The 21818-nt window shown below is 71.8% G+C and carries 20 protein-coding genes; 9 read left to right on the top strand and 11 right to left on the bottom strand.

The genetic code is table 11. The features are described from left to right. Positions 1 to 75 precede the first annotated feature (75 nt). Together CP983_RS10740 and argF are read left to right on the top strand one after the other, a co-directional pair. Positions 76 to 1299, top strand: coding sequence for an arginine deiminase (locus CP983_RS10740; protein WP_107907585.1), 1224 nt, complete (start codon positions 76 to 78; stop codon positions 1297 to 1299). 95 nt (positions 1300 to 1394) lie between these two features. Then, positions 1395 to 2405: an ornithine carbamoyltransferase gene (argF, locus tag CP983_RS10735; protein ID WP_125525930.1), complete on the top strand. Its 1011-nt coding sequence runs from the start codon at positions 1395 to 1397 to the stop codon at positions 2403 to 2405. A 21-nt stretch (positions 2406 to 2426) separates the two neighbouring features. Here the strand turns inward: argF and CP983_RS10730 are convergent, their stop codons facing one another. Further along, entirely contained in the window at positions 2427 to 2879 is a 453-nt protein-coding gene (locus CP983_RS10730) for an ATP-binding protein (protein ID WP_107907587.1), read from the bottom strand. A gap of 317 nt (positions 2880 to 3196) precedes the next feature. Here CP983_RS10730 and CP983_RS10725 point away from each other — a divergent pair, with 317 nt between their 5' ends. After that, positions 3197 to 4024, top strand: coding sequence for an enoyl-CoA hydratase family protein (locus tag CP983_RS10725; RefSeq protein WP_150499444.1), 828 nt, complete (start codon positions 3197 to 3199; stop codon positions 4022 to 4024). A gap of 3 nt (positions 4025 to 4027) precedes the next feature. Next, positions 4028 to 6394, top strand: coding sequence for a bifunctional salicylyl-CoA 5-hydroxylase/oxidoreductase (locus tag CP983_RS10720; protein WP_150499443.1), 2367 nt, complete (start codon positions 4028 to 4030; stop codon positions 6392 to 6394). A gap of 25 nt (positions 6395 to 6419) precedes the next feature. On the opposite strand, the gene CP983_RS10715 is transcribed toward CP983_RS10720, so the two are convergent. From CP983_RS10715 to CP983_RS10695, 5 genes are all read right to left on the bottom strand, one after another. Further along, positions 6420 to 7655, bottom strand: a complete 1236-nt coding sequence (locus CP983_RS10715) for a sulfate adenylyltransferase subunit 1 (protein ID WP_167537880.1) — start codon at positions 7653 to 7655, stop codon at positions 6420 to 6422. Positions 7656 to 7684: 29 nt separating this feature from the next. After that, a complete protein-coding gene (cysD, locus tag CP983_RS10710; protein ID WP_150499441.1) occupies positions 7685 to 8602 on the bottom strand; it encodes a sulfate adenylyltransferase subunit CysD in 918 nt (305 codons plus the stop codon). Then, complete coding sequence (cysC, locus tag CP983_RS10705; protein WP_126901696.1) at positions 8599 to 9150, bottom strand: adenylyl-sulfate kinase; 552 nt, start codon at positions 9148 to 9150, stop codon at positions 8599 to 8601. Before cysC ends, cysD begins: the two co-directional genes overlap by 4 nt. Before the next feature lie 116 nt (positions 9151 to 9266). Further along, the gene (locus CP983_RS10700) at positions 9267 to 10079 is read right to left on the bottom strand and encodes a PaaX family transcriptional regulator (RefSeq protein ID WP_150499440.1); all 813 of its coding nucleotides are present in this window, start codon (positions 10077 to 10079) and stop codon (positions 9267 to 9269) included. A gap of 15 nt (positions 10080 to 10094) precedes the next feature. After that, complete coding sequence (locus CP983_RS10695; RefSeq protein WP_189748542.1) at positions 10095 to 11708, bottom strand: AMP-binding protein; 1614 nt, start codon at positions 11706 to 11708, stop codon at positions 10095 to 10097. 187 nt (positions 11709 to 11895) lie between these two features. Here CP983_RS10695 and CP983_RS10690 point away from each other — a divergent pair, with 187 nt between their 5' ends. Next, positions 11896 to 13077 (top strand): acyl-CoA dehydrogenase family protein, encoded by a 1182-nt coding sequence (locus CP983_RS10690; protein WP_150499439.1) that lies wholly within the window; start codon positions 11896 to 11898, stop codon positions 13075 to 13077. Further along, positions 13074 to 13472 carry a RidA family protein gene (locus tag CP983_RS10685; RefSeq protein ID WP_125525937.1) on the top strand — a complete coding sequence of 133 codons (399 nt, stop codon included), beginning with the start codon at positions 13074 to 13076 and terminating at the stop codon, positions 13470 to 13472. Before CP983_RS10690 ends, CP983_RS10685 begins: the two co-directional genes overlap by 4 nt. Positions 13473 to 13515: 43 nt before the next feature. Here CP983_RS10685 and CP983_RS10680 read toward each other — a convergent pair whose 3' ends face one another. Further along, entirely contained in the window at positions 13516 to 13713 is a 198-nt protein-coding gene (locus CP983_RS10680; protein ID WP_107907596.1) for a DUF5999 family protein, read from the bottom strand. Positions 13714 to 13951: 238 nt separating this feature from the next. Here CP983_RS10680 and CP983_RS10675 point away from each other — a divergent pair, with 238 nt between their 5' ends. Beyond that, the gene (locus tag CP983_RS10675) at positions 13952 to 14416 is read left to right on the top strand and encodes a DUF6299 family protein (RefSeq protein WP_150499438.1); all 465 of its coding nucleotides are present in this window, start codon (positions 13952 to 13954) and stop codon (positions 14414 to 14416) included. Between the two features lie 72 nt (positions 14417 to 14488). On the opposite strand, the gene dmpG is transcribed toward CP983_RS10675, so the two are convergent. The 3 genes from dmpG to CP983_RS10660 are packed head-to-tail and all read right to left on the bottom strand — an operon-like array spanning position 14489 to position 17282. After that, complete coding sequence (gene dmpG / locus CP983_RS10670; protein WP_150499437.1) at positions 14489 to 15508, bottom strand: 4-hydroxy-2-oxovalerate aldolase; 1020 nt, start codon at positions 15506 to 15508, stop codon at positions 14489 to 14491. After that, positions 15505 to 16479: an acetaldehyde dehydrogenase (acetylating) gene (locus CP983_RS10665; protein ID WP_107907598.1), complete on the bottom strand. Its 975-nt coding sequence runs from the start codon at positions 16477 to 16479 to the stop codon at positions 15505 to 15507. The genes dmpG and CP983_RS10665 overlap by 4 nt, the downstream gene beginning before the upstream one ends. Next, entirely contained in the window at positions 16476 to 17282 is an 807-nt protein-coding gene (locus tag CP983_RS10660; protein ID WP_150499436.1) for a 2-keto-4-pentenoate hydratase, read from the bottom strand. The genes CP983_RS10665 and CP983_RS10660 overlap by 4 nt, the downstream gene beginning before the upstream one ends. Positions 17283 to 17468: 186 nt before the next feature. On the opposite strand from CP983_RS10660, the gene CP983_RS10655 reads away from it, so the two are divergent. After that, the gene (locus tag CP983_RS10655) at positions 17469 to 18191 is read left to right on the top strand and encodes an IclR family transcriptional regulator (protein WP_150506536.1); all 723 of its coding nucleotides are present in this window, start codon (positions 17469 to 17471) and stop codon (positions 18189 to 18191) included. A gap of 120 nt (positions 18192 to 18311) precedes the next feature. Then, on the top strand, positions 18312 to 20516 hold the full coding sequence (locus CP983_RS10650) for an ATP-binding SpoIIE family protein phosphatase (protein WP_150499435.1): 2205 nt from the start codon (positions 18312 to 18314) through the stop codon (positions 20514 to 20516). Between the two features lie 83 nt (positions 20517 to 20599). Here the strand turns inward: CP983_RS10650 and CP983_RS10645 are convergent, their stop codons facing one another. After that, entirely contained in the window at positions 20600 to 21649 is a 1050-nt protein-coding gene (locus CP983_RS10645; protein WP_150499434.1) for an amidohydrolase family protein, read from the bottom strand. Between the last annotated feature and the right edge of the window lie 169 nt (positions 21650 to 21818).

Genomic DNA, 21818 nt, shown 5'->3' with positions numbered 1-21818 from the left:
TTGTCGTCAAGGGGACGAAAAGAAGATGGTGGCAAGTGGGGGGTGAATCGGCCCCGCGATGGTCAGGATGGAGACATGGGATTCCATGTCGACTCCGAGGCCGGGCGGCTGCGCCGCGTCATACTCCACCGGCCCGACCTCGAGCTCAAAAGGCTCACCCCCAGCAACAAGGACGCCCTGCTCTTCGACGACGTGCTGTGGGTGCGCCGGGCGCGCGCCGAGCACGACGGTTTCGCCGACGTGCTGCGTGACCGCGGGGTCACCGTCCACCTGTTCGGCGACCTGCTCACCGAGTCCCTGGAGATCCCGGCGGCCCGTGAGCTCGTCCTGGACCGGGTCTTCGACGAGAAGGAGTACGGGGTCCTCGCCACCGACCACCTCCGCGCGGCCTTCGAAAGCCTCCCGGCGCCCGAACTGGCCGAGGCGCTCGTCGGCGGCATGACCAAGAGGGAGTTCCTGGAGGCGCACATGGAGCCGACCTCCGTGCGCTTCCACGTCATGGAGCTCGACGACTTCCTGCTCGCGCCCCTGCCCAACCACCTCTTCACCCGGGACACCTCGGCATGGATCTACGACGGTGTCTCCGTCAACGCCATGCGCTGGCCCGCCCGGCAGCGCGAGACCGTGCACTTCGAGGCGATCTACCGGCACCATCCGCTGTTCCGTGACGAGAGGTTCAACGTCTGGTCCGAGGGTCAGGCCGACTTCCCCTCCACCATCGAGGGCGGCGACGTCCTGGTGATCGGCAACGGCGCGGTGCTCATCGGCATGAGCGAGCGGACCACCCCGCAGGCCGTCGAGATGCTCGCCCACAAGCTGTTCGACGCCGGCTCGGCGCACACGATCGTCGCCCTCGACATGCCCAAGAAGCGTGCGCTGATGCACCTCGACACCGTGATGACGATGGTCGACGGTGATGTCTTCACCCAGTACGCCGGGCTCGGCATGCTCCGCTCGTACACCATCGAACCGGGCACCGGCGAGAAGGAGCTGAAGGTCACCGACCATCCGCCGGAGCACATGCACCGCGCGATCGCCGCCGCCCTCGGGCTCAGCGAGATCCGCGTCCTCACCGCGACCCAGGACGTCCACTCCGCCGAGCGCGAGCAGTGGGACGACGGCTGCAACGTGCTGGCCGTCGAGCCGGGTGTCGTGGTCGCCTACGAACGCAACTCCACCACCAACACGCACCTGCGCAAGCAGGGCATCGAGGTGATCGAGATCCCGGGCAGCGAGCTGGGCCGGGGGAGAGGGGGGCCGCGATGCATGAGTTGTCCGGTCGAGCGTGCGGCCGTGTAGGGCCTTGCGGAGGCCCGCGAAAACCGGCCGTATAGAAATGCCTATCGTCGTATAGACTTCCAGGGCCCTGTTCACGTACCTCTGGAGCGCCCCCCATGGCGACTGTCCCGAACGCCCTCGCCGGCCGCCACTTCCTCAAGGAGCTCGACCTCACCGAGGAGGAGTTCCTGGGGCTGATCGAGCTGGCCGCGGAGCTGAAGGCCGCCAAGAAGGCCGGCGTCGAGATGCAGTACCTGCGGGGCAGGAACATCGCGCTGATCTTCGAGAAGACCTCGACGCGCACGCGCTGCGCGTTCGAGGTCGCGGCCGCCGACCAGGGCGCCTCCACGACGTACCTGGACCCGTCCGGCTCGCAGATCGGGCACAAGGAGTCCGTGAAGGACACCGCGCGCGTGCTCGGCCGGATGTACGACGGTATCGAATACCGCGGGGACAGCCAGGAGAAGGTGGAGGACCTGGCGGTGTACTCGGGCGTGCCCGTCTACAACGGCCTGACCGACGACTGGCACCCCACCCAGATGCTCGCCGACGTGCTCACCATGACCGAGCACTCGGACAAGCCGCTCAAGGAGATCGCCTTCGCGTACCTGGGCGACGCCCGCTTCAACATGGGCAACTCGTACCTGATCACCGGCGCGCTGCTCGGCATGGACGTACGGATCGTCGCGCCCGAGGAGTACTGGCCGAACGACGGCGTCGTGGCCCGGGCCCGGAAGCTGGCGGAGGACAGCGGCGCCGTCATCACGCTGACCGAGGACGTCGCCGACGGGGTCCGGGGCGCCGACTTCGTCGCGACCGACGTATGGGTCTCCATGGGGGAGCCCAAGGAGGTCTGGGCCGAGCGGATCGCCGCGCTCGGCCCCTACGCGGTGACCATGGACGTCCTGCGTGCCACCGGCAACCCGGACGTCAGGTTCCTGCACTGCCTGCCGGCCTTCCACGACCTCGGCACGAAGGTCGGCCGGGAGATCTTCGAGCAGTACGGTCTTCAGTCGCTGGAGGTCACGGACGAGGTCTTCGAGTCGGAGCACTCGGTGGTCTTCGACGAGGCGGAGAACCGGATGCACACGATCAAGGCCGTCCTGGTGGCCACGCTCGGACGCTAGACGCACAGCGCCGCCGGGGCGTCACAGCGGGCGGCGCTGGGCCGGTACGACCGGCAGTCTGAACCACACCGCCTTGCCGGAGCCCGTCGGGCGGTGACCGCAGGACGAGCTGAGGGTGCGGATCAGGAGCAGGCCGCGGCCGTGCTCCTGCCAGGGGTCGGGCTCACCCCGGGTGGGCTGTGTCAGGTTGCCCGGCGGGGCCGGGTCCGGGTCGTGCACCTCGACCTGGCAGCCGGACGGCAGCAACTCCACCACGAGCTCTATCGGGCCGCTTCCCGCGGTGTGCTCCACGGCGTTCGCGACCAGCTCCGCCGTGAGCAGCTCCGCCGTGTCGCTGTCCGCGGCATGCTCCAGCTCCGCCAGCGCCGTACGGACCAGTGCGCGTGCGACAGGCACGGCCGCGGTGGTGTGCGGCAGCGCGATACGCCATGAGGCGGAGGCGGCGGAGCGATCGTGCAAGGCGGGTCCGTTCATGAGCAGGCTGTCCTGCTTTCAACCTTATGAATGGTACGGCGCCCCCCGGCGAGGCCGCTCGTCGGGCGCCGTTCGGGACCTGTGGTCCCGACTGACATGCGGCTTACCCAGATGAACGGTCGGCCGCGCACGGCTGATCCCGCCGTTACGGGGGTGTCGCCGAGCCGTGACGGATGTGACGCCGCCGGGTCACGGCCCTCCGGCTATCGCGCACTCATGACGACAGTCAAAGTTGAGTGATAACTTCGAGGGGAAGAGCTCGGAGAGCAGAGCTCACTGAGCCAGTGCCCGCCGTCCGCCCGAGGAGGCCGCACGTCATGAGTCCCTTCACCGGCTCCGCCGCCCGCACCCCCGACTGGAAACACCTGCGGGTCGAGCACGCCGACGGGGTCGTCACCGTCACCCTCGCCCGTCCCGAGAAACTCAACGCGCTCACCTTCGGCGCCTACGCCGACCTGCGCGATCTGCTCGCGGAGCTGTCCCGGGAGAAGGCGGTACGGGCCCTGGTGCTGGCCGGCGAGGGCCGCGGCTTCTGCTCCGGCGGCGACGTCGACGAGATCATCGGCGCGACCCTCGCCATGGACACCGCCCAGCTCCTCGACTTCAACCGCATGACCGGGCAGACCGTGCGGGCGATCAGGGAGTGCCCGTTCCCGGTGATCGCGGCCGTGCACGGGGTGGCGGCCGGGGCCGGCGCCGTACTCGCGCTCGCGGCCGACTTCCGGGTCGCCGACCCCACCGCACGCTTCGCGTTCCTCTTCACCCGGGTCGGCCTGTCCGGCGGCGACATGGGCGCCGCGTACCTGCTGCCCAGGGTCGTCGGCCTCGGCCACGCGACCCGGCTGCTGATGCTGGGCGAACCGGTCCGGGCTCCCGAGGCCGAGCGGATCGGCCTCATCAGCGAGCTGACGGAGGAGGGCGGCGCGGACGAAGCCGCGGCGGCCCTCGCCCGCCGCCTGGCCGACGGCCCGGCGCTCGCCTACGCCCAGACGAAGGCGCTGCTGACGGCCGAGCTGGACATGCCGCTGGCGGCGGCCGTGGAGATGGACGCGTCGACGCAGGCCCTGCTGATGAACGGCGAGGACTACGCGGAGTTCCACGCGTCCTTCACGGAGAAGCGCCCGCCGAAGTGGCAGGGGAGGTAGCGGATGCTGTCGGCCAAGGGGACTGTCCCGACTTCAGGGGCGCGGGGAACTGCGCGACCAGCCACGCACGACCCGCAGTCGCCGACGAAGACCAGCCACCCCCTACGCGTCGCGATCATCGGCGGCGGTCCCGGAGGGCTCTACGCGGCGGCGTTGCTCAAACGCCTCGACCCCACCCGCGAGATCACCGTCTGGGAACGCAACGCCCCCGACGACACCTTCGGCTTCGGCGTCGTCCTCTCCGACGAGACCCTCGGCGGAATCGAGCACGCCGACCCCGCGGTCTACGAGGCGATGCAGAACGACTTCGTGCGGTGGGACGACATCGACATCGTGCACCGAGGAGCCCGGCACACCTCCGGCGGCCACGGCTTCGCCGCCCTCGGCAGGAAACGCCTCCTGGAGATCCTGCACGACCGCTGCCGCGACCTCGGCGTGGAACTCCGCTTCCGCACCGAGGCCCTCGACCCGGCCGGGCTCGCGGACACGTACGACCTGGTCATCGCCGCCGACGGTGTGAACAGCGCCACCCGTGAGGCCTACGCCCATGTGTTCCGCCCACATGTGGCCACCCACCACTGCCGCTACATCTGGCTCGCCGCGGACTTCGCCTTCGACGCCTTCCGCTTCGAGATCGCCGAGACCGAGCACGGCGTGATGCAACTGCACGGCTACCCGTATGCGGCCGACGCCTCCACCGTGATCGTCGAGATGCGCGAAGAGGTCTGGCAGGCCGCCGGGTTCGCGGAACTCGACGAACAGGGGTCCGTCGACCGCTGCGCCAAGATCTTCGCGGACGCGCTGCGCGGACGGCCGCTGAAGTCCAACAAGTCGGCCTGGACCACCTTCCGCACGGTCGTCAACGAGCACTGGTCGCACGGCAACGTCGTCCTGCTCGGCGACGCCGCCCACACCGCCCACTTCTCCATCGGCTCCGGCACCAAGCTCGCCGTCGAGGACGCCCTCGCCCTCGCCGCCTGCCTGGAGGAACAGCCCGACATAACGAGCGCGCTCAGCGCGTACGAGGAGGAGCGCAGACCGGTCGTCGCCTCCACCCAGCGGGCCGCCCGCGCCAGCCTGGAGTGGTTCGAGAACCTCGGGCTCTACCTCGACCAGCCGCCCCTGCAGTTCGCCTTCAACCTGCTCACCCGCAGCCGCCGCGTCACCCATGACAACCTGCGCCTGCGCGACGCCGGCTTCACCGGTGCCGTGGAACGCGACTTCGGCTGCCCCACCGGCACACCGCCGATGTTCACCCCGTTCCGGCTGCGCGGCCTGACCCTGCGCAACCGGGTCGTCGTGTCCCCCATGGACATGTACTCGGCCACGGACGGCGTCCCCGGCGACTTCCACCTCGTCCACCTCGGCTCCCGCGCCCTCGGCGGCGCCGGCCTGGTGATGACCGAGATGGTGTGCGTCAGCCCCGAGGGACGCATCACCCCCGGCTGCACCGGCCTCTACACCGGCAGGCAGGCCGACTCCTGGAAGCGCGTTGTCGAGTTCGTGCACACCCAGGCACCCGGCACCGCGATAGGGGTGCAACTCGGCCACAGCGGACGCAAGGGCTCGACCAAGCTGATGTGGGAGGGCATGGACGAGCCACTGGACGACGGCAACTGGCCGCTCGTGGCCGCGTCCCCGATCCCCTACAAGCCGGACAGCCAGATTCCGCGCGAACTCAGCCGCTCCCAGCTCACCGACATCCGCGAGCAGTTCACGTCCGCCGCCTGGCGCGCCGCCCGTGCCGGGTTCGACCTCCTCGAACTGCACTGCGCGCACGGCTATCTGCTCTCCGGCTTCCTCTCCCCGCTCACCAACCGGCGTACCGACGCCTACGGCGGCACCCTGGAGAAACGACTCCGCTTCCCGCTGGAGGTCTTCGACGCCGTACGGAACGTATGGCCCGAGGAGCGGCCCATGACCGTCCGTATCTCCGCCACCGACTGGGCCGAGGGCGGCACCGGCGCCGACGACGCCGTGGAGATCGCCCGCGCCTTCGCCGCGCACGGCGCCGACGCCATCGACGTGTCGACGGGGCAGGTCGTGGCCGACGAACGCCCGGAGTTCGGACGGTCGTACCAGACGCCGTACGCGGACCGGATCCGCCGCACCACCGGCCTGCCCGTGATCGCGGTCGGCGCGATCTCCTCCTGGGACGACGTCAACTCCCTCATCCTGGCGGGCCGCACGGACCTGTGCGCCCTCGCCCGCCCCCACCTCTACGACCCGAACTGGACCCTGCACGCGGCGGCCGAGCAGGGCTACGACGGTCCGGGCGTCGTGTGGCCGGACCCGTACCGGGCGGGCAGCCGCCGACCCCAGACCGGACGCACCGACGCCCCCAAGCCCCGGCTGACGCTGGGGACTTGAGGGCCGACAGGCAGGTGCGGACGAGTTACAGCTCGACCATGCCCGCGGTCAGCGTCGTGCCGTCCGCCGGGTCGATGATCAGGAACGCGCCCGTACGCCGAGAGGTCGCGTAGTCGTCCAGGGCCAGCGGCTCGGCCGTGCGCAGGCCGATCCGGCCGAGGTCGTTCGCGGTCAGCTCGGCGGCGCCGGCCAGGTCCTTGACGACCGCCTTCACGGTCCGCGTCGTGTGCCGGACCAGCACGCGGTCCCCGACCTTCAGGGGCCGGTCGGCCAGATGGCAGACCGCCGCCCGCACCTCCTTGGTGAGCACCGGGACGCCGACCCCCGCGGTGATCATGTCGCCGCGCGAGACGTCCCGCTCGTCGGCGAGACGCACACTGATCGACTGCGGCGCGCGGGCCACCGCGACACCCGTGCCGAGGACGTCGATGCCGGTGATCTCGGACGTCTCGCCGGACGGGTGCACGGTCACCCGGTCGCCGACCCGCAGCGCACCGGACGCCAACTGGCCCGCGTAGTGGCGGACTTCGCCGTGCCGGATGACGTACTGGACGGGGAAGCGGGCGGGCGCGTCCGCCGGGTCGGCGCCAACGGGGACCTCCTCCAGGAACTCCAGCAGCGCCGGCCCTGTGTACCAGTCCATGTGGGCGGAGCGCTCCACGACGTTGTCGCCGGCCAGTGCCGAGACGGGAATCGGCGTGAAGCCCGGCAGACTCAGCTCCGCCGCATGGCCCGCGAAGTCCTCGACGATCCGGTCGAACTCCTTCTCCCCGTACCCGACCAGGTCCATCTTGTTGACGGCCAGGACCACCTGGGGGACCCGGAGCAGGGCGGCGACGGCCGCGTGCCGGCACGTCTGCTCCACGACGCCGTTGCGCGCGTCGACCAGGATGATCGCGAGCTCCGCGGTGGAGGCGCCGGTGACCATGTTGCGGGTGTACTGCACATGGCCCGGGGTGTCGGCGAGGATGAACCGGCGCCGGGGCGTGGCGAAGTAGCGGTACGCCACGTCGATGGTGATGCCCTGCTCCCGCTCGGCGCGCAGGCCGTCGGTGAGCAGCGCGAGGTCGGGTGCGTCCTGGCCACGGCTGCGGGAGGCGTGTTCCACGGCCTCCAGCTGGTCGGCGAGGACGGACTTCGAGTCGTGCAGCAGCCGGCCGACAAGGGTGGACTTGCCGTCGTCGACGGAACCGGCCGTCGCGAGGCGCAGGGTGTCGATGCCGCCGACGGCCGTGCTGATCATGTTGGCCGTGCTGATCATGTTGGCTGTGCTGGTCGTGCCGGTCATGCTTAGAAGTACCCCTCGCGCTTACGGTCCTCCATCGCGGCCTCGGAGAGCTTGTCGTCGGCGCGGGTGGCGCCGCGCTCGGTGAGGCGGGAGGCGGCGATCTCGGCGATCACCCTGTCGATGGTGTCGGCGTCGGAGTCCACGGCGCCGGTGCAGGACATGTCGCCGACGGTGCGATAGCGGACCTGCCGCTTCTCGACGGTCTCGCCGTCCTTGGGGCCGCCCCACTCACCGGCGGTCAGCCACATGTCGCCGCGCCGGAACACCTCACGCTGATGGGCGTAGTAGATGTTCGGGAGCTCTATGTGCTCGCGCGCCATGTACTGCCACACGTCCAGCTCGGTCCAGTTGGACAGCGGGAACACACGGACGTGCTCGCCGGGGGCGTGCCGGCCGTTGTACAGGTTCCACAGCTCGGGCCGCTGCCGGCGCGGGTCCCACTGCGAGAACTCGTCCCGGAGACTGAACACCCGCTCCTTGGCCCGCGCCTTCTCCTCGTCCCGGCGACCGCCGCCGAAGACCGCGTCGAACCTCCCGCTCTGGATCTTCTCCGTCAGCGGCAGCGTCTGCAGCGGGTTACGGGTGCCGTCGGGACGTTCGCGCAGCACACCCCGGTCGATGTAGTCCTGTACGGAGGCCACATGGAGCCGGAGCCCATGTGCGGCCACCACACGGTCGCGATAGTCGATGACCTCGGGGAAGTTGTGCCCGGTGTCGACGTGCAGCAGCGCGAACGGCACCGGCGCCGGCGTGAACGCCTTCAGCGCCAGGTGCAGCATGACGATGGAGTCCTTGCCGCCGGAGAACAGGATCACCGGCCGCTCGAACTCACCCGCCACCTCGCGGAAGATGTGCACCGCCTCGGACTCCAGCGCGTCCAGGTGCGAAAGCACGGACCCCGTCACCGCAGCCCCCGTCACAGCAGCCCCCGTTCCGCCAGCACGGCGTACACCGCGTCGGCCGACTCCTGCGGCGACTGGACCTGTGTGGGCAGGACCAGCGAGGGATCCGACGGCGGCTCGTACGGGTCGTCGACGCCGGTCAGCCCGGTCAGCCGACCCGCGGCCTGCCTGGCGTACAGCCCCTTCACGTCCCGCTCGCTGCACACCTCGACCGGGGTCGCCACATGCACCTCGACGTACGGCGTACCGCTCGCCTCGTGCCTCTTGCGCACCGCCTCGCGGCTGTCGGCGTACGGGGCGATGACCGGGACGACGGACAGCACGCCGTTGCGCGCGAGGACCTCCGAGACCAGGCCGATGCGCTGCACGTTGGTGTTGCGGTCCTCCCGTGAGAAGCCCAGGCCCGCGGAGAGGAAACGCCGGATCTCGTCGCCGTCGAGGACCTCCACGCGGTGTCCCTCGGTCTTCAGACGGTCTCCGAGCAGCCGGGCGATCGTGGTCTTGCCCGCGCTCGGCAGCCCCGTCAGCCAGACCGTGGCTCCCCGGGTTCTTGGCGTGGTGGTCATGCGCAACAGTCCTCATCTCTTACCTGCGGACGACCCGATGGACGCTAGGTAAGAAAGTTGAGAGGAGCCGCAGAGGAACCTGAGGGTTCCGTTAGTGGCACATGGTGTGCCCGGTGTCACAGACCGGCGTAGGTCGCCCCCGCGTCGCGCAGACGCTCGTGCAGTCCCTGGAAGACGGCGGCCGAACGCGCGCCCGGCCAGTACTCGGGCAGCAGCCGGGCGGGCAGCCCGGGGTCGGTGTAGGGGAGGTGACGCCAGGAGTCCAGGGCGAGGAGGTAGTCGCGGTACGCCTCCTCGGGCGGGGTGTCCTCCCGCCGCTCCCAGTCGTGCAGCACGGGCTCGTGCCGGTCGAGGAACGCGTCGTGCTCCTTGGCGATCGCGGCCAGGTCCCACCAGCGGGCCACGGCCTCGGCGGTCGGCGTGAAGCCGAGGTGCTCGCCGCGGAAGAAGTCGACGTACTCGTCCAGGCGCAGCCGCTGAAGGGTGTGCCGGGCCTCCTCGTGGAGCCGCGCCGGCGCGATCCACACACCGGGCGCCGCCGTACCGAAGCCGAGGCCGGCCAGCCGGGAGCGCAGCACATGCCGCTTCTGCCGCTCCGACTCCGGGACCGAGAACACCGCGAGCACCCAGCCCTCGTCCTCGGGCGGCGTGGCGGTGTAGATGCGGCGGTCGCCGTCGTCGAGCAACTGACGGGCGTCCGGCGACAGTTCGTACCCGGCCGCGCCCTGCGCCGTACGGGCCGGCAGCAGCAGCCCGCGCCGCTTCAGCCGCGACACCGACGAGCGGACGGACGGGGCGTCCACGCCGACCGCGGCCAGCAGTCTGATCAGCTCCGCGACCGGCACGGGGCCGGGCATGTGGCGGCCGTAGGCGCCGTAGAGCGTGACAATCAGAGACCGTGGTGCATGTTGGTCGGACACGTTGATCATCTTAGGTCGTACGGATCAGTGCCGGTCACCCTGTGGGTCACCGCCGTCGCGCAGCCGGAACCGCTGGAGCTTTCCGGTCGCGGTGCGCGGCAGCGCGTCCAGGAAGACGATCTCGCGCGGCGACTTGTACGGCGCCAACTCCGCCTTGACGAACGCGCGCAGGGCCTCCGCGTCGCGTCGCGCACCCTCCCTGAGCACGGCGTATGCCACGACGACCTGGCCGCGTGCCTCGTCGGGCCGCCCCACCACCGCCGTCTCCAGGACGTCCGGGTGGCGCAGCAGGGCCTCCTCGACCTCAGGGCCCGCGATGTTGTAACCGGCCGAGATGATCATGTCGTCCGCGCGGGCCACATAGCGGAAGTAGCCGTCACCCTCCCGGACGTAGGTGTCGCCGGTGACGTTCCAGCCGTGGCGCACGTACTCGCGTTGCCGCGGGTCGGCGAGATAGCGGCAGCCGACGGGGCCGCGCACGGCCAGCAGACCCGGTTCCCCGTCGGGCAGGCCCTGCCCCTCGTCGTCGACCACGCGCGCGTGCCAGCCGGGGACGGGTACGCCGGTCGTCCCGGGCCTGATGTGCTCGTCGGCGGCGGAGATGAAGATGTGCAGCAGCTCGGTGGCGCCGATGCCGTTGATGATGCGCAGCCCGGTCCGCTCGTGCCAGGCCTGCCAGGTGGCGGCGGGCAGGTTCTCGCCCGCCGAGACGCAGCGGCGCAGGGAGGAGATGTCGTTCGGGTCGAGCTCGTCGAGCATCGCGCGGTACGCCGTCGGGGCCGTGAACAGCACCGACACCCGGTGCTCGGCGATCGCGGGCAACAGCTGCTTGGGACCGGCCTGTTCGAGGAGCAGGGCGCTGGCGCCGGCCCGCATCGGGAAGACGACCAGTCCGCCGAGCCCGAAGGTGAAGCCGAGCGGGGGACTGCCGGCGAAGACATCGCCCACATGTGGTTGCAGCACATGTTCCGAGAAGGTGTCGGCTATCGCGAGCAGATCCCGGTGGAAATGCATACAGCCCTTGGGCCGTCCGGTGGTCCCGGAGGTGAAGGCGATGAGCGCGACGTCGTCGCAGGCGGTGTCGACGGCCGGGTACGGCGTGTCGGGGGCCGGGCGGCGCAGCAGGTCGTCGGGGGCGTCGCCGCCGTACGTCGTGATGCGCAGGTCGGGCATCTCGGCCTTGGCGAGGTCGTCCACGGCGCGGATGTCGCACAGCGCGTGCCGCACCCGGGCGATCTCGCACATGGTCCGCAGCTCGTGCGGACGCTGCTGGGCCAGCACGGTGACGGCGACCGCGCCCGCCTTCAGCACCGCCAGCCAGCAGGCGGCCAGCCACGGTGTGGTCGGGCCGCGCAGCAGCACCCGGTTGCCCGGAACGACTCCGAGGTCACTGGTGAGCACATGGGCGAGCCGGTCCACCCGGGCTCGCAGTGTGCCGTACGTCCATGTGTCGCCGGCCGGGGTGTGGAACACGGGCCGGTCGTCGTCGGGGCCGTCGAGCAGCTCGGCCGCGGCGTTGAGCCGTTCGGGGTAGCGCAGCCCCGGCAGGTCGAAACGGAGCTCGGGCCACTGGTCGGGCGGTGGCAGGTGCTCGCGGGCGAAGGTGTCGACGTGGGCGGATCGGTGCAGACCGGCCATGGCGGTTCGCCCCCTTGCCTTGTGGGCTGCCTTACGGGCGTGGTGCGTATCGGGCGTCGAGGTGGGATCGCAAGGGGAGCGTATCGTGTTGGTGACGACAGTCAATGGGGCGCGATATCGTCGAGGGGACCCGTAGAGAAGGTCCGCCGAGTGGGTCCGTCGCGGACGGCTCCCAGGGAGGTCGGCAATGCCCGCATTCTCACTCGATCCGTCACAGACCGCCTGGTGTGCCGAACTGCGCGACCTGGCCGCCGAACGACTGCGCCCCCTCGCGGACAAGGGCGAGCCGGGGCATGTCAACCGCCCCCTGGTCGCCGAACTCGGCAGGCTGGGGCTGCTGGAGCGCCTCTTCACCTCCGGAGCGTTGGACCTGTGCCTCATGCGCGAGTCCCTCGCCCACTCCTGCACGGAGGCCGAGACCGCACTCGCCCTCCAGGGGCTGGGCGCGCACCCCGTGCACGCCCACGGCACCCGCGCCCAGCGGGAACGCTGGCTGCCACGGGTGGCCGAGGGGAGCGCGGTCGCGGCCTTCGCACTGAGCGAGCCCGGGGCGGGGTCGGACGCGGCGGCACTGGAGCTGCGCGCGGAGGGCGAAGCCGCAGGTGACGGCGAGGGCGAGGGAGAGTCGCCGGCCGCCGAGCCCGACGGCACCGCACGCTGGCGGCTCACCGGCGAGAAGTGCTGGATCTCCAACGCCCCCGAGGCCGACTTCTACACCGTCTTCGCCCGCACCACCCCAGGCGCCGGCGCCCGCGGCGTCACCGCCTTCCTGGTCCCCGCCGACCGCCCCGGCCTCACCGGGACCGGCCTCGACATGCTCTCCCCGCACCCCATCGGCAGCCTCACCTTCGACGCCGTCCCCGTCACCGCCGACGACGTGCTCGGGGAGCCCGACCGCGGCTTCCGCGTCGCCATGGGCACCCTCAACCTCTTCCGGCCCAGCGTCGGCGCCTTCGCCGTCGGCATGGCACAGGCAGCCCTGGACGCGACCCTCGCCCACACGGCCGAACGGGACGCGTTCGGCGGCAAGTTGAGAGACCTCCAGGCCGTCGCCCACCAGGTCGCCGAAATGGCCCTGCGCACGGAGGCGGCCCGCCTCATGGTGTACGCGGCGGCGACGGCGTACGACGAGAAGGCCCCCGACGTGCCGGGCCGCGCGGCGATGGCGAAGCTGCTCGCGACGGAGACCGCGCAGTACGTCGTCGACTCGGCGGTCCAGCTGCACGGAGCCCGCGCCCTGCGCCACGGCCACCTGCTCGAACACCTCTACCGCGAGGTGCGCGCCCCGCGCATCTACGAGGGCGCCAGCGAGGTGCAACGCGGCATCATCGCCAAGGAGTTGTACGCGACCATGGAGGCCGGCCAGTGAGCAGCGAGCGCATCAACCCGCCGGAGCTGTCCCCGCCCACCGGCTTCTCGCACGCGGTCGTCGCCACCGGCTCCCGCGTCGTCTTCCTGGCCGGGCAGACCGCACTCGACTCCGACGGCAAGGTGGTGGGGGAGACACTGCCGGAGCAGTTCGAGCGGGCGCTCACCAATCTGCTGACCGCGCTGGCGGCGGCCGGCGGAACACCGGCCGACCTCGCCCGGGTCACCGTCTACGCCACCGACGTGGCGGCGTACCGCACCCATGCCGCCGAACTCGGCCGCGTCTGGAGCCGGTTGGCGGGCCGGAACTATCCGGCGATGGCGGTCGTCGGGGCCGTGCGTCTGTGGGACGAGGAGGCGATGGTGGAACTCGACGGCTTCGCCGTACTGCCGTAGGGCGGCGCCGTACCGCTGCGCTTCGCGCTGCTGGGCCTCGTGCTCACGCCGCCATCGCGAGGCGGTCCGCCGGCACCCGGTGCGGGGCGACCACGCGGCCGTCGGGCAGCAGCTCGCCGCTGTCGTCGAACAGGATGGCGCCGGTGCACAACAGGCTCCAGCCCTGCTCGGGGTGTGCCGCCACCACATGGGCGCTGAGGGTGTCGGAGGAGGAAGGGCATGAAGGCTGGTGTGAACACATGGCGCACCTCCACATAGGGCGGACGAGCCGTGTGGGTCGTCCATATGGGTAGACCATGCTCCTGCCGCGAACTCATCGGAACGGCCTGCTGTGAACCGTGACAACACGCGGACAACTCTCTGACCGATCCACGAAGGTCGGAGCGGACTCGCCACCGAAGGGGTGACGATCACGTCCCCGGGCGCACCCGCCGGGTACGAGTGGAAGCCCTCACTCCGCTCACCCGGGAGGTCATCCCATGCCCCTGCGCCCCGCACTCGCCACCGCAGTCGGAGCCGCGCTGCTCCTGCTGGTCGCCGCGCCCTCCGCCCCCGCCGACTCCGACAAGTCCACCGAGGCCGAGAAGGCCGTGACCGAGTCCGTGACCGTCGACGCCCCGGCCCGGCTGGCCGCGGACGGCAACGTCACCGTCTCCGGCACCTACCGCTGCGCCGACAGCAAGGGCCCGACGTTCGTGAGCTCCTCCATCGGCCAGAAGGACTCCACCAACCGGTACGCCATCGGCGGCACCGTCGCCGAGTGCGACGGCAAGGTGCACCGCTGGAAGAACAAGAGCAAGCCCGCCCCGTCCACCCTGAAGCGCGGCAAGGCGGACGTCGAGGCCACCATCGTGGAACTGCGTCCCATGGAGGGCCTGGGCGGCCTGCCGCTGCCGCACTTCCACGCGGCGCTGAAGAAGAACGTCACGCTGTCGAAGGCGTGAGGACGCTCCACGCCGACAACACCGCGCGCCGCGCCTTCCCCACCGGAAGGGCGCGGCGCCGGCGCGTGCGGGTCAGGACGCGGCCCGCGCACGTGCGGCCAGGTCCAATGCGATGTCCGTGATCATGTCCTCCTGCCCGCCCACCATCCGGCGGCGCCCCGCCTCGACGAGGATGCTGCGGGTGTCGAGGCCATGGCGGGCGGCGGCCGACTCGGCGTGCCGCAGGAAGCTGGAGTAGACGCCCGCGTAGCCGAGGCTCAGGGTCTCGCGGTCCACCCTCACCTCGCGGTCCTGCAAGGGCCGTACGAGATCGTCGGCCGCGTCCATCAGGGGGAACAGATCACACATGTGGTCCCAACCCATGAGGTCGGCGACCGCTATGAACGCTTCCAGGGGACAGTTGCCGGCGCCCGCGCCCTGCCCGGCCAGTGAGGCGTCCACCCGTACCGCGCCGCTCTCCACGGCGACGACCGTGTTGGCCACTCCCAGGGCGAGGTTGTGGTGGGCGTGGATGCCCAGCTCGGTCTCCGGGTCGAGGACGTCGCGGTAGGCGCGGAAGCGGTCGCGGACGCCGTCCATGGTGAGGCGCCCGCCGGAGTCGGTGACGTACACGCAATGGGCGCCGTACGACTCCATCAGCTTGGCCTGACGGGCCAGTTCGGCGGGTTCGGCCATGTGGGACATCATCAGGAACCCGGCGACGTCCATGCCCAACTCCCGCGCCGCGGCCATGTGCTGGGCGGCTATGTCGGCCTCGGTGCAGTGGGTGGCGACGCGTACCGAGCGGATGCCCAAGGTGTGTGCCTGGCGCAGGTCGTGCAGGGTGCCGATGCCGGGCAGCAGCAGGGTCGTGGGCACCGCTTGGCGCGTGGCGTCCACCACCGCCTCGATCCACTCCCAGTCGGTGTGGGCGCCGACGCCGTAGTTGATGCTGGAGCCGGCGAGGCCGTCGCCGTGGGCGATCTCGATCGCGGCCACCCCGGCCGCGTCCAGCGCGGCGGCGATCTCGCGGGCCTGGTCGACGGTGCAGCGGTGCCTGACAGCGTGCATGCCGTCCCGCAGGGTCACGTCCTGGACGTACAGACGGGTCATCGGGACGCCACCTCCGGGGCGATGGGGCTCCCACCGTTCGGGCTGAGCCGGGAGCGGTGGAGAGCGGCCATGCGTTCCGCGGTGCGCAGCGCGGCCGAGGTCATGATGTCGAGGTTCCCGGCGTACGCCGGCAGATAGTGCGCGGCGCCCTCGACCTCCAGGAACACGGAGACCTTCAGGGTCTCGCCGGCGCCGGGCGCCAGCGTGCGCAGCGGGTCGTCGGACGCCACCCGCTCGAACTGCACCTTCTGCTTGAGCCGGTAGCCGGGGACGTACCTCCGCACCCGCCCGACCATCGCCTCGACCGATGCGGTGACCGCCTCGGTGGCGCAGTCGGAGACCAGGCAGTGCACGGTGTCCCGCATGATCAGCGGGGGCTCGGCCGGGTTGAGCACGATGATCGCCTTGCCGCGCGCCGCGCCGCCGACCCGTTCGACGGCGGCGGAGGTCGTCTCGGTGAACTCGTCGATGTTGGCGCGGGTGCCGGGCCCGGCGGAACGGGAGGCGATGGACGCGACGATCTCGCCGTAGTGGACCGGGGTCACGGCGTTCACCGCGGCGACGACCGGGATGGTGGCCTGGCCGCCGCAGGTGACCATGTTGACGTTCGGGGCGTCGAGATGGGCGTCGCCGTTGACCGGCGGGACGACGTACGGGCCGAGGGCGGCCGGGGTGAGGTCGACCAGGGTGCGGCCGAGCGGGCGCAGCACCTCGTCGTGACGGCGGTGGGCGCCGGCCGACGTCGCGTCGAAGACGATCTCCACGTCGGCGAACTCGTCCAGCGCGACGAGCCCTTCGACGCCGTCGTGGGTCGTGGCGACCTTCAGCCGGCGAGCGCGGGCGAGCCCGTCCGAGGCCGGGTCGATACCGGCCATCGCCGCGATCTCCAGCGACTCCGACAGCCGCAGGATCTTGATCATGAGGTCGGTGCCTATGTTGCCGGAACCTATGACGGCGACCTTGGTGCTCACAGTTCGCCCTCTTCCTTGGCGAAGCCGACCCGCACAGAGCCCAGCCCCGAGATATGTGCTTCGAACACATCCCCCGGCCCGGCGGGCACCATCGGGCCGAGCGCGCCCGTCAGCACCAGGTCGCCCGCGCGCAGTGGATCGCCCCGCTCGGCGAGCGCGGAGGCCAGCCACACCGCCGCGTTGAGGGGACCGCCGAGACAGTCGGTGCCCGTGCCCTCGGAGACGGTCCCGCCGCCGCGGGTCATGGCCATCGTCACCGTCCGCAGGTCGACGGCGGTGAGCGGCACGGGGGTCGCTCCGAGGACGTAGAGGCCGCAGGAGGCGTTGTCCGCGACCGTGTCGACCAGGGAGATGTCCCAGCCCCGCACCCGGCTGTCGACGATCTCCAGCGCGGGCAGCGCGAAGTCCACGGCCCGCAGCACGTCGACGACCGTGCACGCGCCGTGCGGCAGATCCCGGCCGAGGACGAGCGCCACCTCGGCCTCCACCTTGGGCTGGAGCAGCCGCCCGACCGCCACCTCACCGCCGTCCGGCACCGCCATGTCCGCGAACAACGCCCCGAAGTCGGGCCGGTCCACGCCGAGTTGGCGCTGCACGGCCAAGGACGTCAGGCCGATCTTCCGGCCCACGATCCGGCGACCGGCGTCCAGTCCGCGCCGGATGCCCAGCTGCTGCACGGCGTACGCGGTCTCCAGATCGCCACCGCCCTCGAACAGCTCACGCACCGGAGGGCAGGCGGCCCGGGTGCGGGCGGCGTCCGCGAGCAGATCGGCGGCTTCGACGACGGCGGGTGGGCTCGGCATGGGATGCCTCCTGGAAAGTGGCGGATGGCGTCGGCCGAGGGGCGGGCGGCCTGCGATGACGGGCCGGCTGTCGGCAACCACCGGGATTCGTCTGCGGCGGCTCGCCCTCGACATGCTCGATATAGACAGGCCCTCCCCGAAGGAGCCAAGCTCTGTTCCGTGACACGGAACAACGCGAGCGGCAGCATGCTGGAGAAGGCCGCGGAAATCCTGGACTGCTTCCGCCCCAGCGGAGGCCCGTACCGCCTGTCGGAACTCTCGGTGCGTACCGGCCTGCCCAAGCCCACCGTGCACCGGCTGGCGGCGGACCTGGTCCGGCTGGGCTGGCTGGAGCGCTCGGGCACCCGGTACCGGCTCGGGGCGAAGCTGTTCGAGCTGGGCTCGCTGGTCCCGCACCGGCTCGATCTGCGCGAGGCGGCCCTGCCGTTCCTCCAGGACCTCTTCGAGGCCACCCGCGAGACCGTGCACCTCGGCATCCGCGACGGCATGGAGGTGGTCTACCTGGAGCGCATCCACGGCCACGAGGCACTCCGGCTGCCCTCCCGCATCGGCGGCAGCCTGCCGCTGACCTGCACCGGCGTGGGCAAGGCCCTGCTGGCGTTCTCCGGCGCGGAGCTGACCGAGGAGGTGCTCGCCGGCCCGCTGCCGAGCCTGACGCCCCACTCGATCACCGACCCGGACCGGTTGCGCATGGCCCTGGAGAAGACCCGGGTCTCCGGCCTCGCCTACGAGGAGCAGGAGGCCGCGCTCGGCGTCAGCTGCATCGCGGCCCCCGTCTTCGCGGGCGGCACCGCGGTCGCCGCCCTCTCGGTGGCGGTGCCGCGCTCCCGCTTCAGCCCCGCCCAGCTGGCGCCCGCGGTACGGACGGCGGCGCTGGGACTGTCGCGGGTCCTGCGCGGCGCGCACTGACGGCGGGCGGCGCTCACCGATCCGGAACCGCCAGGACTGCCGGCGGGGCGAGGAAACCCAGGTGGGCCACCTCCGCCGTACGGTCTGAGGCATCCGCGAGAGCGGCGTAACGTCGACTGTGTGGAACGCACGGCCGCCGGTCTCATCTCGCGCGCGGCGCACGAGCTCGGCCTGCGCGCCGACGAGCTCACCGCCGAGGTGGAACAACGCCTGCGGCACGAACTGCCCGCGCTGTGGGAGGACCCGGACGTGGCCCGGACGGCCGCCGAGAACGTCGTGGAGCACGTCGTCGCCGCCCTGGCCGGGCTGGAGCACGCCGTAGCGCCCGATCTGATCGAGCTGCCGTCCGCCGACGTGGAGCGCGCGCGGGTGCTCGCCCGGCACGGCACGCCTCTCAGCGCGATGCTGCGCGCCTTCCGGCTGGCCGAGGAGATCGTCCTCGACCGGCTGTTCGCCGAACTGCCCCGGCTCAGCCAGGACGCCGAGCAGGTCAGCGCGGCGGCGCGGCAGCTCAACGTCGTCTCCACGAAGTACGTGGACCGGGTGTCGGAGCAGGGCGTCCGCGCGTTCCAGGCGGAACGGGACCGTCGGCTGCGTTGGCGGTCGGCGATGGTGAACGAGGCCAGCATGTGCATCGGCACCACCCTGGACATCGCCCGCACCACCCAGGAACTGGCGGACTTCGCCACCGAGCAGTTCGCCGACCTGGTCACCGTCGACCTGCTCGACACCGTGCTGCGCGGACAGGACACGGCCGGGCAGAGCCCGCTGACCCTGCGCCGCATGGCCCAGGGACCGGACGCGGACGCGGGCGGGCTGCAACCGCCGGTCCGGCCCCAGGAACTGCACGTCTGCCCGGAGGGATCGGCGTGCGCGGAGGCCCTGAGCAGCGGGCGGCCCAGCCGGCAGCAGCACGGCAGGGCGTCCGGCGTCCCGCGAGTCCACTCCACCCTGGTCGTGCCGCTGCGCGCCCGCGGCACCACGCTCGGCGTCGCCGAGTTCCACCGCTACGGCACCGCCAAGCCCTACGACGACGAGGATCTGCTCCTCGCCCAGGAGATCGCCGTACGAGCGGCCGTCGCCGTCGACAACGCCCGCCACTACACCCACGCCCGCGCCACCGCGCTCACCCTCCAGCGCAGCCTGCTGCCCCGGGAGGCGCCGCGGCAGTCGGCCGTGGACGTCGCCTACCGCTATCTGCCGGCCGGCTCCGAGTCCGGGGTGGGCGGCGACTGGTACGACGTCATCCCGCTGTCCGGCGCGCGGGTGGCCCTCGTGGTGGGCGACGTGGTCGGGCACGGCATCCGCGCCGCCGCCACCATGGGCCGGCTGCGGACCGCAGTGCGAACCCTGGCCGACATCGATCTGCCGCCCGACGAGCTCCTCACCCACCTCGACGACGTCGTCCTGCGCCTGGCCAACGAGGCGTCGTCCGATCCGGACACCGGCCCGGAGGCCGACGTCGGCCGCGACAACGGCGCCACCTGCCTCTACGCCGTCTACGACCCCGTCGCGCGCCGTTGCACCCTGTCCCGCGCGGGACATGTGCCGCCCGTGGTGGTGGTCCGGGACGGCACGGCGGACGTCCTGGAACTGCCTCCCGGCCCGCCGCTCGGCCGGGGCGGCCTGCCGTTCGAGACGATGGAGGTCGACCTCCCCGAGGGCACCCTGATCGCGCTGTGCACCGACGGCCTGATCGAGGCGCGAACGCCTGCGAGGGCCACCGGGGAAGACCCTTCCGCCCCCACCGGGGCGGCCTCGGACCCGACCCCCGACATCGACGCCGGCCTCGCCACGCTGAGGCAGGTCCTCGCCCGGCCGGCCCCCTCCCTGGAGGCGGCCTGCGACTCCGTGCTGGAGGCGCTGCTGCCGTCGAGGCCGGACGACGACGTAGCCCTGCTGCTCGCCCGTACCCGGTCGCTCGGCGCGGACCGGGTCGCCACCTGGGAGTTGGAGGCGGACCCGGCGGTCGTCGCCCGCGCCCGTTCGGACGTGTCCCGGAAGCTGACGGACTGGGGCCTGGAGGAACTCGCCTTCGTCGCGGAACTGGTGGTCAGCGAACTGGTCACCAACGCCATCCGCTACGGCAGACCCCCGATCCGGCTGCGCCTCATCCATGACCGCTCCCTCCTGTGCGAGGTCTCCGACGCCGGCAGCACCACCCCGCATCTGCGCCGGGCACGCGTCTTCGACGAGGGCGGGCGCGGTCTGCTGCTGGTCGCCCAGCTCGCCGGGCAGTGGGGCACCCGCCACGCCCGGCGCGGCAAGACGGTCTGGGCGGAACTGAGCGAGACCGCCGAGTTCCCGGCCCTCGCCTTCGAGTAGGGCGGGATCTCGGCGGACCGGGCCGCAAACGTCACTCGGCGCCGGGTGGGACGAGCTTGAAGGACAGCCGCGGTGCCGCGGTGTCACTTGGCGCCGGGCTGGACGAGCTTGAAGAACAACCGGGCACCCGCCCGCTGCGCGGACTGACGCAGCCGCACCGGCAGCGGCCGGGACGGGACCGGCACCGGGGCGCCCTGCGCCAGGCGCGGGAAGAGCGCCTCGGCGTTGGCTCGGTTGACGGCCGCGAGGGTGCCGGCGTCGACACCGTCGTCGAGCCCGTTGGCGAAGTACTGGCCCGCCGCGGCCGGTGCGAACGGCCAGTCGCTGCCGAACAGGACGTGCCCCGGCCGGGCGAAGGCCAGCAGCGTCGGCAGGGCGGCCGGGCTGGAGGACAGCGCGGTGTCGAAGTAGAAGCCCTGGAAGTCCTCCAGGACGTCGCGCGGGCCGCGCCCGATGTCGGCGGCGATCGCGACGGCCATGCGGTGGGAGGCGTACGGCAGGAACCCGCCGCCGTGGCTGAGGACGAACCGGATGTTCGGGTAGCGGCGCGGGACACCGTTGCGGACCAGCAGGTACGCGGCGCGGGTGGTGTCGAGGAGGAAGTCCGCGGCGAACGGCGGGATGCCCTCGACGGCGGGCGCGGGAAGGTCGGCCGGGTGCACGAGAACGACGGCGCCGTGCTCGTCGAGGACCCGCCACAGGGCTTCCTGCCCCTCGGCGCCCAGATAGGAGCCCTGGTTGTTGGCGAGCAGGGTGACGCCGTCGGCGCCCAGCTCGGTCAGCGCCCGCTCGGCCTCCCGCGCCGACGCGGTGACGTCGGGCATCGGCAGCGTGGCGAACCAGCCGAAGCGGGAGGGGTGTTCGGCGGTCAGGGCGGCGGAGAAGTCGTTGAGCCGCCGGGCCAGGTCGGCTGCCTCGCCGGCGTCGCCGAGGAAACCGGTGCCGGGGGTGGAGACGGACAGGATCGCCGCCTCGGTCCCCAGCAGGTCCATCTGCTCCAGCGCCGCCCCGGCACTCCAGTCCGGCAGGGCGCGACCGCCCGCGTCCACGATGCCGGACCTGGCGAGGGCATCGCGGTAGAGGGGCGGGACGAGGTGCTGGTGGACGTCGATCCGGCGGGGTGCGGTGGTCATGGGCGGCCTCTCGGCGTTCTCGGGGGAGTGGATGCACGGCCGCTTTCCCGTCGTACCGGCACTTGACCGGCCCTGACGCCGAGCTTACCGTAGCGTCCGTTCCAATTGGAGTAAACGCTACAGCAATGAGCCGTGCATGAGCCGTGACGAGCCGCGAAGAGCCACGCGG

It is taken from the genome of Streptomyces chartreusis (assembly GCF_008704715.1).
GTDB lineage: Bacteria > Actinomycetota > Actinomycetes > Streptomycetales > Streptomycetaceae > Streptomyces > Streptomyces chartreusis.
The sequence above is the reverse complement of the archived record's forward strand: the minus strand, read 5'-3'. Positions and strand labels throughout refer to the sequence as shown.